This is a genomic window from Zobellia uliginosa, assembly GCF_900156625.1.
GTDB classification, from domain to species: Bacteria; Bacteroidota; Bacteroidia; order Flavobacteriales; family Flavobacteriaceae; genus Zobellia; species Zobellia uliginosa.
In genome coordinates this window covers 434,360-447,749 of sequence record NZ_FTOB01000002.1, presented here as the reverse complement: position 1 = coordinate 447,749, position 13,390 = coordinate 434,360, and the positions used below count along the sequence as shown (strand labels likewise).

The window sequence follows — 13,390 nt, the reverse complement described above, 5'->3', positions numbered from 1 at the left end:
TAGGGCCATAAAAACGAGTCCATACGAGTAAAAAAGAACGATTAACCATTGATCATTAGACAGACCATAACCTTTAATTCATCTTACTAAATGATGTTTGTAGTACCGAAAAGAATAAGTTTATATGGGTTTCTCGTCCTTGTTTGTCTTGGCTCACTAACGAGGGTGGCAGGGCAAAACCAAATTTCATTTCAACATATTTCTACGGAAGGCGGCCTCTCACAAAGTGATGTCAACGCCATATATCAAGATAAGTATGGTTTCATGTGGTTTGGTACCCATGACGGCCTCAACAAATATGACGGCTATGAGTTTACAGTATACAATCTCGATGACAAACACCCCGATAACATAAACAGTAACCTGATTTTTGATATCGTTGCCGATAAAGAGGGAAATCTTTGGATCGGCACCACGGGCAACGGTCTCAATTTCTTTAATGTCACTACCGGGAAATTCACACAATACATAAATGACCCCAATGATCCTACAAGCATATCGAGCAATCACATCACCGATGTTTTTATCGATAGCAAACAACGCTTATGGGTAGGCACCAAAAACGGTCTTGACAAATTAGACCTCAATACAACGGGCGACAAGGTAAGCTTTGATCATTTTAATTCACAGGTTTCGGCTACCATGGCCAAATTTGACGGTTCGTTTGTAAGCATTATTTACGAAGACACAAAGGGTAGTCTATACGTCGGTGGAAAAGCGGGCCTACACCGGCTGAAAAAAGACGGAAAAGGCAATGACTTTTTTGTTAACGTCACTACCGAAATCGGCCTCCCCCAAACCAATGTCAAAAGTATAACGGAAGACGCCACTGGACGCCTTTTTATGGCTACGGGAAGAGGACTCTATTACCAGACCAAAAACCCGGAAAAACCTTTCAAACGGTTTAGACAAGGGCATTTCAACAATATTTTATTGGACAAAGACAATCACATTTGGGCCGGCTCCGACAATGGCCTCTATTATTTCGAGAATTTTACCGATGATAGGCTGCCCGTTTTTTTAAAACGTTTTAGATACGACCCCAAAGACCCGACCAGCTTGAGCAAGAACATCGTCCGATCGCTCTTTATAGATGATACGGGTATTATTTGGATCGGTGTAAATGGAGGCGGCATCAATACATATGACCCCGAAAGAAAACAATTCCAACATGTGAGGAATACCTCCGCCCCGCAGAGCTTAAGCTACGATAAGATCCGGGCCATGTTCGAAGACAGTAACGGCACCCTTTGGGTCGGCACCGAAGGTGGCGGACTTAATATGTTGAAAAAGGAAAACGATAGCGGTTCCTACAATAACTTTAAACATTTCGGTTCCATATCTAAAATATTTGCCCTTGAAGAGACCAAGGTGGGAAACAAAAAAACCCTTCTAATCGGGTCAGAAGGGTTTCCAGGCCTCTATTTTTTAGACATTTCCGATCCGAACAAGGTATCTACGGAAGATTTGACCGGCACAAACTTGAATAATGGTGTATTTAGCCTTTTGGTGGATTCCAATGAAAATATCTGGATCGGCACCTATAATTCAGGGGTTCATCGTTGGATAAAATCAGATACCATAGGGCAGTTCAAAAAACAGTCGTTCAGCTATTACCCTGGAAAACCCCATTCCATTCCCAGCAATATTATACGATGTATACTCGAAGACCAAAAGGGCAACATCTGGTTCGCCACAGGAGACGGCCTTACCATGTTATCGGCCAAGGAACGTTACAAAAAGCGGCCCAAGTTCACTGTATTCAAGAACAACCCCAACGACCCCAACTCCATAAGCCACAACTACGGCCTTTCTTTGTACGAAAGTAGCTCAGGCACCATATGGATAGGCACTTTCGGAGGAGGCCTGAACAAACTGATACCGGGTACCGACGAACAACCGCCAACCTTTAAACACTATACCTCACAAAACGGCCTTCCGAACAATGTGATCAAAGGCATTTTGGAAGATGGCGAACAAAACCTGTGGCTTTCTACCAACAAAGGCCTTTCGCGTTTTGACCCCGAGAAGGAAACCTTTAAAAACTACAATTCAAGTGACGGACTCCAAGACAATGAATTTCAGGAACTTGCTTGCTTAAAAAGGGCCGACGGCGAAATGCTTTTCGGAGGCGTGAACGGTTTCAACGCCTTCTATCCCGATGAAATCCAAGAAAATAAATATCCCGCAAGAGCCGTGATTACCGACCTTTTGATTTCGAACCGATCCGTAGGAATTGGCGAAAAAATAAACGGCAAGATCATTCTCAACAAAAACATCAGCAAAACCTCTGAACTTCAATTAAAATATAGTAACAATAACTTTTCCTTTGAGTTTGCCGCCCTTCATTACGCCGCTCCCTCCAAGAATCAATTTGCCTATATGCTAGAAGGCTTTGATCAAGGCTGGACCCAAACCGACGCCAAGAAAAGATACGCCACCTACACCAACCTTAAGCCGGGTGATTACACCTTTAAGGTAAAAGCCTCGAACAACGATGGGGTCTGGAACCAAAACCCTACTAAGATCCATATCCGCATCATCCCCCCCTGGTGGCGCACCAATATCGCATACGTGTTCTATGGCCTGTTGGTCTTAGGTCTACTCTGGCTATTCTGGCGCTATACCTTCATCAGAACCTCGGAAAAACACCAATTGGAACTCGAATCGGTCGAACGCGAAAGGTCTGCCGAATTACAACGAATGAAACTGGAGTTCTTTACCAACATCTCGCATGAGTTCAGAACCCCCTTAACCTTGATCAAGGGGCCATTGGAGTACGTTCAGAACAACCTATCGAGCCTTGACCAAACATCGTTAAAGGAGCAACTCGCCCTAATGCAAAAAAACACGAATTATCTGCTGCGCCTGGTCACCCAACTACTCGACTTTAGAAAGATCACCCAGGGTAAAATGAGATTGGTAATGCGAAATAGCGACATCATAACCTTCATCCGCGAGGTAGCCGAACCTTTTCAATTTATGGCCCATAAACAATCCATAGATTTTGAAATAGATACCGATTCCCCTTCTTTGGTAACCTGGTTCGACCATGAGGCCCTTGAAAAAATCATGAACAACCTGGTTTCCAACGCCTTCAAATTTACCGAGGCCGGAGGTCAAATAAAGATTAAGATTTCGGAGGAAGTCATTAAAGGAAAGAACAAAGTAGTAATCAAAGTCAAAGATTCGGGAATAGGCATACCCAAGGATAAAATGTCAAAAATATTCGAACGCTTCAATTCGGTAAAGGAAAATGAAAAGAACCTAAAAATCAACCCGGAAGGTATAGGTATAGGACTGTCGTTTACCAAAAACTTGGTAGAGCTCCATCAAGGTAAGATAGAAGTGTATAGCAAGCCCGAAAAAGGCACCAAATTTGTTGTCTACCTGCCAAAAGACAAAGAAGCCTATACCGATATCGACGAAATCAGCTGTAAGGATGTATCGGACAACGACTTTTTGGTAAGGTCTTCCGAAACCGAATCCTTCGCTATCGGCCTGAACGATGACCTTATAGACGAAGGTATGTCGAAGACAAGGTCTAAACTGCCCGTTCTTTTGGTCGTTGACGACAACCCCGATATTCGCACCTTTATCAGTAAGGTATTGGGCAAGACCTACACCGTCTATAAGGCTGAAAACGGTAAAAAGGGACTTGAAGTAGCCAAAAAAGTTATGCCGAACATTGTCATTTGCGATATTGTTATGCCGGTAATGGACGGTATCGAATTCTCCCGCATCTTAAAAAGCCAGCCCGAAACGAGCCATATCCCCATCATCATCCTTACCGCTAAGTCTTCACAAGAAAGCGAATTACAGAGTCTTGAACTGGGTGTGGACGAATATTTGCGAAAACCGTTTGACTTTGAACTTTTGAAACTTAAACTTTCGAATATTATCAAGCGAAGGGAGACCTTGAGAAAACGTTTCAATAGGAAAATCACCGTACAACCGAGCGAAGTGGTCGTCACCTCCATGGACGAGAAGTTTTTGATCCAGGCTATAGCCATTGTCGAGAAACACATGATGAATACCGATTTCAACGTAGAAATGTTGGTAAAGGAAATGGGCTTGAGCCGAAGTACGCTCTATCTGAAGTTTAAAGAACTCACTGGCCTATCGTCGAGTGAATTCATTAGAAGTGTGCGCTTGAAACGTGCCGTACAACTCTTCAACCAAAGCAACTTTTCGGTAAAGGAAATCATGTACAAAACCGGCTTCAGTACGGCATCGTACTTTTCAAAATGTTTTAAAAAACAGTTCGGGGTGGTACCCAGCGAATACGTAAAGCAAATCAGCAAGAAGAAAGAATCTGCCAACACCGAATAAACACATCTTGGCATGACAAGGCCATAATCTAACATAAAATCAAATAGCGGTCTATGGATACCACTTAAAGAAAAGTCCCGAACGGAATAATATCTATTTCGATTCATTAGATTTACAACACCATTTTTAACCAGAGTACAAACCAATTACCCTAAAATTTAATCCTTTGAAAAAATTAACGCTTGCCCTTATCTCGGTACTGCTCTTTTCATGCAAAACCGAAAAAAAAGAAGTTCCTAGTCCAAAACCCAATGTAGTTTTCATCTTTGCCGATGATATGACCTATTCGGCCATCAACGCCTTGGGCAATAAAGAAATCCAAACCCCAAACCTAGATAAATTAGTACAAAAAGGCACCACCTTTACCCATGCCTTTAACATGGGAGGATGGAACGGCGCTATCTGTGCCGCTTCAAGAGCCATGATCATTTCAGGGCGTAAACTTTGGGAAGTCAGCGAGTTTCGACACAATTGGAGCGAAGGTAAAGAATTCGACAAAACCTGGGGAAAACTCATGGAAGGTGCGGGATACGACACCTATATGACCGGAAAATGGCATGTTGATGCCAAGGCCCAAAAGGTTTTCCAGAATGTAGTTCACGTACGCCCCGGAATGCCCGGAGATGCATGGGCCAAGGAAAATATAGGCGCCAAGTTCAAAACACTCAAGGAATCGGGAAAAAAACCTGAAGATATTATGCCCGTGGGCTATAACAGGCCCCAGAACGAGAACGATACCACATGGAACCCGACCGATAAAAAGTTCGGTGGTTTCTGGCAAGGTGGCAAACACTGGAGCGAAGTCTTAAAAGACGATGCCCTTGGTTTTATCGAGCAGACCAAAACAAGCGAGAAACCTTTCTTTATGTACTTGGCTTTTAACGCCCCGCACGATCCAAGACAAGCCCCACAAGAGTTCGTTGACCTATATCCTATAGAGAACATCAGCCTTCCTAAAAGCTTCCTCCCCCTCTACCCTTACAAAGATGGAATGGGCAACGGCCCAAGTCTCAGGGATGAGGCCTTGGCACCTTTCCCCAGAACGGAATACGCCATAAAAAAACATACCCAAGAGTACTACGCCCTGATTTCCCATCTTGATTTTCAAATCGGCCAGATTATGGACGGATTGGAGAAAACGGGAAAAATGGACAATACCTATATCATCTTTACGGCCGATCACGGACTGGCCATGGGAAAACACGGTCTTATAGGAAAGCAAAGCCAATTTGACCATAGCATACGCGCCCCCTTTATGATCGTTGGCCCGAAAATACCCGAAAACAAAAAAATAGATGCCGATATCTACTTGCAGGATGCCATGGCTACAAGTTTAGAACTGGCCGGCGTTGAAAAGCCCGAATATGTATTCTTTAACAGTGTTATAGACCTCGTAAACGGGAATCGTAAAGAAAGTTTCTATGATGCCATCTACAATGGCTATATCGACTTACAGCGAATGATACGTAAAGATGGGTACAAACTGATCGTTTATCCGAAAATGGATGTGGTATTGCTATACGATCTTAATACCGACCCACAGGAAATGAACGACTTGGCCTCCAACCCCGATTACAAGGAAAAGGTTGAAACCCTATTCGCCGAGTTAATACAACTTCAAAAGGATATGGGCGATTCATTAGACATAAGCAAGGTGCTTCACAACTACCAAGAAAAGAAGTAAACTACGCTTGACATAGTTTCTTAAAAGTCCGGCCTGTTCATTGATTTATGAACAGGCCGGACTTTTTATGCTTGTACCAAGACCTTATCACAGATAGCATAATCCCCTGTAAACCTATGGTGTTATAAACAAAAAGTGCATCGACCATGAAACATCGATGCACTTAAAACTAACACAAAAAAAACAATCTTTTAAAAGAGCTTTACCTTAAATCGAAATCTCTAACACATGGGCGTATTCACCCGATTTCCCTCCTAAATCCTTAATCGTAAGCGCTTCCTTGGTTTGCTCAAAATCTATTTTAGCTTCGCTCCCCAACAGTCTTACACCCTTGATATCTAAACCTTCGGCGTATGCATTGGCACTCCCTAGGGAAGCTATATCAATTTTACCGTCCTTCGGCCAAGCCAACATAATGGCATAGAGCTTATCTCCCTTTTGGGTAAATCGAATGTCTTGTCCTGTAAACCCCTTGTTCTTTCCTTCGGAATGATGTCCCTTCTTAACCTCTGTAGGGCCTTCTCCAAAGGTTTTCCAGTATCGGGTATCGTATATGGCATCACCGTTAACGGCAAGCCAATCGCCGATCTGCAACAAGATTTCCTTTTGGTCTTCAGGAATGGTTCCATCTGATTTCGGGCCTACGTTCAGCAATAGGTTTCCATTTTTAGAAACAATGTCTACTAAATCATCGATAATCTGGTTCGGGGTTTTTGAAATCCAATTGGTAACGTGCGACCATGAATTTTTACCTATTGAAGTATCGGTCTGCCAAGGCAACTTACGAATACCCGGAAGTTTCCCCCTTTCAAGGTCATAGATTACGGTACCTTCCGGAAAAGCCTCATGTCCGAAGTTTTTATCGTTGATCAAAACCTCCTTACCCCATTCAATACCCTTGTTATAGTAGTAAGCGGCCAACTTAGGTCGTAAATCGGCAAAATCTTCAATATCTACATAGAAATCAAAATAAAGAATATCGGGTTGATAGTTGTCTACCAAGTCAATGGTTCGCTTCCACCAACGTTCTTTAAACTTTTCGGAAACCGGTTCCTTAAGGTCTTTCCCTTTGCTCGAATATAGATCGGCGTACTCGGGGTCGACCGTATCGAACTTGTCTTTCTTATTGTAAAAAGACCAGTTAAAAGCAAAGTGCGACGATGCGCCCATCTTTAAGCCTTGTGCCCTACCCTCTTTGAACAGTTCGCCCAAGACGTCCCTTTTAGGGCCCATGTCGTAAGAATTCCAACGGGTCGTATTCGATTTGTACATGGCAAAACCATCGTGGTGATCCGCCACTGGCACCACATAACGGGCTCCCGACCGTTTAAAAAGCTCGATCCATTCCTTGGCATCGAATTTTTCGGCCTTGAACATGGGAATAAAATCTTTGTAACCAAACTCCTTCTGGTCTCCCCAGGTCTTTTTATGATGCGTATAGGTTGCATTGGGTCCTTTCTTACCGGGTTTCAAGGTTGCGGAAAAGGTTGCGGTATCCATATACATCTGTCTAGGATACCATTCCGAACCAAAAGCGGGTACCGAATAGGCGCCCCAATGGATAAAAATCCCAAATTTATCGTCACTGAACCATTTAGGGTCTTTATAATTTTTTTTGATAGACTCCCAATTCGGTTGAAACACTTTAGCCGTATCCGCAGCGCTCAACTGAGCTGTATTCTTCTCATTCTTTTTATCTGAACTACCACAAGAAGCAATACAGACAATAGCGACAGACATTGCCGCTAAGTGTTTTAAATTCATAAGTAAGGGTTGTTATTGACGATGCTATTTTTTACCGTCATGTTTACGTCGGCTAAATTCTATTTTTATCGACGATTGCCGCGCCACGAATGTTTTAAAGGCTACAACAAATGGACATTTTAAAAGCCTTATTGCCGATATCCCTACTAGAACCAAGGCTTCCCATGCCGTCTAAAACTTGACAATAAATTGACAGCGGTGTTTTCCCCATACGCTCGGCATACCTACTCTAATTGAGACGAATTTGAACCGCTTAGGGCCGGTAATCGGAAAAAAAACCATCTGTTCTATTTTTTCGGTTGTACGTGTTCTTTGCCCAAATAATTATTTTAGAATTTCACCACAACAAATATTAACGTAAAAATGATGTTACGAAACAGTTTTCTTTTTGTCCTTTTACTTCAGCTCTCTTTTTCATTCGCCCAACTGAATACCGAGGCCGCTTATGGCGACGTATCTTTCAATAAGGATTGGCGTTTTCAAAAGGGAGATCCCGCCGGAGCCGAAAAAAGTTCGTTCAACGATGCCTCTTGGCGGCAACTAGACCTACCTCATGATTGGGCCATTGAAGGTCCGTTCGACAAAAAATATAACGCTCGTACGGGAGGCTTGCCCGTACACGGTACCGCCTGGTACCGCAAACATTTTACCATCGACAAAAAATACGCCGGTCAGCAGATAGCGGTTGCTTTCGATGGTATTATGAACAATAGCAGGGTCTATATCAATGGAACCTTCGTAAGTGAACGCCCTTTTGGTTATATGGGGTTTGAAGTCGATTTAACGCCCTATATCAAATTCGGGGAAGAAAACGTAATCTCCATTCGGGTCGCCCCCGAAGATTTGGCTTCCCGCTGGTACTCCGGAGCAGGTATCTACCGAAATACCTATCTAAAAATAAACAGCCCCGTTCATGTTCCCCAGTGGGGCACCTACATTACCACGCCCGAGGTTTCCGATCAAAAGGCCATCGTAAAAATAGAAACGACCGTCAAGAATGCCGTTGACAAAAAAGCAACGGTGACCATGACCTCTACAATTCTAGATGCCCATAAAAAGGAAGTAGCCTCGAACAGCCAAAAAATCAAACTTGATAAATCTTCCGAGCAAGTCGTTATAGAAGAAATTACAGTAAACTCCCCTAGCCGATGGGATATTGAACATCCGTATCTGTACGAGGTAGTGACCCAGATCAAAAAAGGCAACACCTTAATAGACGAATACCACAGTACCCTAGGTATCCGTACCATTTCCTTCGATGCAAAAAAAGGATTCTTCCTTAACGAAAAGCCTGTAGAGCTTAACGGGGTATGCATGCACCATGACCTAGGTCCATTGGGAGCCGCAGTAAACTACAGGGCTACCGAACGCCAAATGCAAATTATGCAAAGTATGGGGGTAAATGCCTTACGAACCAGTCACAACCCTCCTTCCCCCGAAATGCTCGAGGTTTGCGATAAACTAGGCATTGTAGTCATAGATGAAGCCTTTGACGAATGGAAAATACCAAAAGTCATAAACGGTTACAACAAATTCTTTGACGAATGGCATGAACGCGATTTGCGGGATATGATCAAAAGAGATCGCAACCATCCGTCCATAATTATGTGGAGTATTGGTAACGAGATCATAGAGCAACGCGAAAAAGACGGTTGGAAAGTCGCCAAAATGCTGAACGACATTTGCCACGATGAAGACCATACCCGACCTACCACGGCCGGTTTCAATAACTACGGTGGGGCTTTTAAAAACAAATTGGCCTATCAGATAGACATCGTTGGCCTAAACTACAAACCTTATGATTATGCCGCTACTATAAAGGAAAATCCCGATATGATCCTCTATGGTTCCGAAACCTCATCACAGACCAGTAGCCGGGGCACCTATCATTTGCCCATTACCCATGAACATCAAAAAGAAACCCATCAAGTATCGAGTTACGATGTAACGGTAGGACCACCTTGGGCCTATCCTCCAGATGTTGAATTTGACGTACAGGCCGAAAACCCTTCTTTTTTAGGCGAATTTATGTGGACGGGATTCGATTATCTTGGTGAACCCACTCCTTATGGCGGCCGTGACAATTCTACGGATGGTTATTGGAACGCCGATTGGCCCGTACATGCCTCATTCTTCGCTCCTGTTGATTTATGTGGATTTCCAAAAGACCGATACTACCTCTATCAAAGTCAATGGACAAAAGAACCTATGGTTCACGTATTGCCACATTGGAATTGGGAAGGAAAGGAAGGTCAAGAAATTCCCGTATTTGCCTATACCAACTGCGATGAAGTAGAACTGATCGTTAACGGAAAATCAATGGGAAGAAAAGTAAAAGGGGTTGACACTACCGATATCCCGGCAGAATTCCGTGGATTCGAAAAAGGGATGTACACTTCTAAATACAGATTAAGCTGGAATGTCCCTTACCAACCCGGAAGCTTAAAAGTAATTGGTTATAAAGACGGAAAAGCAGTCACTGAAAAAATCATCAAAACCGCTAAAAAGGCATCAAACATCCGCCTAACACCAGACCGTAAGGAAATAACGGCAGACGGAAAAGACCTTTCCTTTATCGAGGTCGATATTACGGATGCCGATGGCAACCTTGTACCACTAGCCGATAACCAAGTGCACTTTAGCGTTGAAGGTGCTGGAAGTCTTGTTGCCGTAGGCAACGGAAACCCAGCCTCTTTAGAGTCTTTTCAAGACACTAAGATCAAGGCTTTCAACGGAAAATGTTTGTTGATCGTAAAATCCTCTAAAATAGCAGGAAATATTACCATCAAGGCGACCTCAAGCTTATTGGATAGTGCAAAAACAACGATACGAACAAAATAAATACATGGGGAAGCAACATAAGCCTCCCCTTAAAACTTTGAGCAAATAAGCCATTTTACATTAAAGCCCAATGAAACCCTTATCGATTTTTGTTTTTATCCTCATTATCAGCGCTCCTCTTCGGGCACAGTATAATATTTTATTCATAGAATCTGACGATCAAAGCAATCAAACCGTTGGTGCCTTTGGAAATTCTGCGATAAATACACCCAATATCGATCAATTGGTACATGAAGGGGTTTCGTTCACTTCTGCTTATAACATGGGCTGTTGGTCTCCCGCTGTCTGTGTCCCTAGTAGAACCATGTTGTTCTATGGCAAATATTTATGGGATTCGGAAAAGATTACGCCCCAAAACGCCCCCAAAGCGCTCCCTGAACTTTTAAAAGAAAATGGGTATACCACCTATATGACCGGAAAATGGCATGCTTGGGGCAAAAAACCGACACAATTATTCGACAGTTTGGGGACGATTCAACCTGGCCAATTAAAAACGTATTACACCCAAGAAGGACATGTGACCGATATTACGGCGAAAGAAGCTATTAGATTTATTCAAGACTATGATAATGAAAAGCCCTTTTTTCTTTACGTTGCCTTTAATGCGCCCCATGTTCCCCGACAAACCGATCAGCGATATTACGACTTATATCCCACGGACAAAATAAAACTGCCTCCAAGTGTTATTGAGGGGCCCCTGAACAAAAATATTGTCTATAACTACACCTCTGCCCCGCTCCGAAAAAAGACCATGAGATCGCGGGTTCAACAGAATAATGCCATGGTAAGCCATATGGACGAGCGTATCGGCGATATTCTTATGGCATTAAAAGCATCTGGTACGTATGACAAAACGATTATCATATTCATGTCAGACCATGGTATTAACTTTGGCGAAAATGGCGTAGCAGGTAAAGTATGCCTTTATGAACCGAGTGTTACGGCCCCGCTTATTATAAAAGCGCCTGGCTTAGCACAGGGAAAGAAATTACATCAACGTGTATACTTACAAGACATTACCCCTACCCTGCTCGATCTTTTAGACATTAAAAAACCAAAAACAGTTTCTTTTAAAAGCCTTCTCCCCATCATCGAAAAAAACAAAAGGACTAGGTCTTCCTTATATTTAGCTATGTTCGATGATCAAAGGGGAATTATTTCCAAAGACAAAAAACTCATTCTTTATCCAAAATCGGGAGATCTTGAACTCTATGATTTAGCAACCGATCCTTGGGAAACCAAAAATTTAACTGGTAGCGAGGCTTCGGAAAAAACCATTTCTACCCTTTTAGACGAACTTGTAGACTGGCAAGAGAAAACCGGCGATAAAATCGATTTAAAAAAAACATACAACCACTATTTTAAATGAAACCAACACAATTCTTCTTTCTTGTTTTCTTTAGCTTTCTATGTTTACAGGTCACCGCTACAGATTTTAATGTGCTTGACTATGGAGCTAAGGCAGATGGAGTGACGGTAGACACCAAAGCGGTTCAAGATGCTATTGATGCTTGTACCAAAAATGGAGGAGGCCGAGTTTTGATTCCGGCCGGCAAAACAGTGGTCACGGGTACGATTTACTTAAAGGATTTTGTTACCCTTCGCATTGAGAATGGAGCCACACTCCTTGGGAGTCCGAATTACGACGATTACGCCACAGACACCCATAAAAACATGTACAAGAACGAACCGCACATGGACCGTTGCTTAATCTTTGCCAAAGACGCACGCTCTATTGCCATTGAGGGTTACGGTACGATTGACGGGAACGGACATCAAAAGAACTTCACCAAAAAAAAGGGCGGCAGACCTATGATGATCCGGTTTGTTCATGTGAAAAACATCCATTTGAACGACATTACCTTGATCAACCCCGCAGCCTGGACCTCGGCTTGGCTCTACTGCGATAATATTTCGGTAAGCGGTATCACTATCATCAGTCGAGTGAACAATAACGGAGACGGACTCGATTTTGACGGATGCACGAACGTTCGCGTAAGCAACAGCAATTTTGACAATAGTGATGATAGCATCTGCCTGCAGGCCTCAAGACCTGATAAACCTTGTAAAAACATTACGGTCAGCAATTGCCATTTTAGCACCAAATGGGGAGGAATGCGCATCGGACTCCTATCTCGGGGAAACATCGAATCGGTTACGGTAACCAATTGTACTTTTAAGGACATTCAGGATTCGGGACTCAAAATCCAGCAATGTGAAGGTGGCGAAATGAAGCATATGGTCTTCAGTAACCTAGTGATGGAAAATGTCCCACGCCCCATTTTTATGACCTTCACCCAGCAACGTGCCTCCGTTGATACACCGGAAGGCCAATTAGAGCCGCTAAAAAGCATGCACAACTTTAGCTTTAGTAATATTGTGGTAGACAACTCCAAGCTTGATAAAAACTCAGCCTTCTTTTTAACCGGGTTTCCAGAACATCGTATAGAAGATATTACCATTTCAGATGTTCAATTCACGGTATCCGGCGGAGGAACGACGGAGGATGCCCAAAAAACAGATATCAAGGAATACACCCAAGAGGTACTTAAGGGCTGGTGGCCTGAATTCAGCTTGGTCGGCACCCTGCCCGCTTCGGGACTTTACGCTCGCCACATTAACGGCTTGGTCGTTGACAATTTCAGCATTAAGACGATAAACGAAGACCAAAGAGCCCCCATTGTCTTGAAGAATGTTGAAAACGGGGAAGTAAACAGGGTATACCTCAACAAAAAAAAGCTCCGAAAAAACCAAATTCAAAACAACTAA

At 43.1% G+C, this 13,390-nt stretch carries 6 protein-coding genes; 5 read left to right on the top strand and 1 reads right to left on the bottom strand.

Annotated features, from left to right (window positions below; translation table 11 throughout):
- The first annotated feature begins 165 nt into the window (after positions 1-165).
- Together BW980_RS06500 and BW980_RS06495 are read left to right on the top strand one after the other, a co-directional pair.
- Positions 166-4,332, top strand: coding sequence for a two-component regulator propeller domain-containing protein (locus BW980_RS06500; RefSeq protein ID WP_245799981.1), 4,167 nt, complete (start codon positions 166-168; stop codon positions 4,330-4,332).
- Positions 4,333-4,498: 166 nt separating this feature from the next.
- Entirely contained in the window at positions 4,499-6,016 is a 1,518-nt protein-coding gene (locus BW980_RS06495) for a sulfatase family protein (protein ID WP_076454120.1), read from the top strand.
- A gap of 207 nt (positions 6,017-6,223) precedes the next feature.
- On the opposite strand, the gene BW980_RS06490 is transcribed toward BW980_RS06495, so the two are convergent.
- Positions 6,224-7,780, bottom strand: coding sequence for an alpha-L-fucosidase (locus tag BW980_RS06490; RefSeq protein WP_076454119.1), 1,557 nt, complete (start codon positions 7,778-7,780; stop codon positions 6,224-6,226).
- Between the two features lie 363 nt (positions 7,781-8,143).
- Here BW980_RS06490 and galB point away from each other — a divergent pair, with 363 nt between their 5' ends.
- From galB to BW980_RS06475, 3 genes are all read left to right on the top strand, one after another.
- Entirely contained in the window at positions 8,144-10,621 is a 2,478-nt protein-coding gene (galB, locus tag BW980_RS06485; RefSeq protein ID WP_076454118.1) for a beta-galactosidase GalB, read from the top strand.
- Positions 10,622-10,691: 70 nt separating this feature from the next.
- Positions 10,692-11,990, top strand: a complete 1,299-nt coding sequence (locus BW980_RS06480) for a sulfatase-like hydrolase/transferase (RefSeq protein WP_076454117.1) — start codon at positions 10,692-10,694, stop codon at positions 11,988-11,990.
- Complete coding sequence (locus tag BW980_RS06475) at positions 11,987-13,390, top strand: glycoside hydrolase family 28 protein (RefSeq protein WP_076454116.1); 1,404 nt, start codon at positions 11,987-11,989, stop codon at positions 13,388-13,390. The genes BW980_RS06480 and BW980_RS06475 overlap by 4 nt, the downstream gene beginning before the upstream one ends.

Bases quoted from the DNA above. Each gene is read 5' to 3' on its own strand.
- BW980_RS06490 (WP_076454119.1), bottom strand. From the start codon at position 7,780: ATGAATTTAAAACACTTAGCGGCAATGTCTGTCGCTATTGTCTGTATT.
- galB (WP_076454118.1), top strand. From the start codon at position 8,144: ATGATGTTACGAAACAGTTTTCTTTTTGTCCTTTTACTTCAGCTCTCT.
- BW980_RS06480 (WP_076454117.1), top strand. From the start codon at position 10,692: ATGAAACCCTTATCGATTTTTGTTTTTATCCTCATTATCAGCGCTCCT.
- BW980_RS06475 (WP_076454116.1), top strand. From the start codon at position 11,987: ATGAAACCAACACAATTCTTCTTTCTTGTTTTCTTTAGCTTTCTATGT.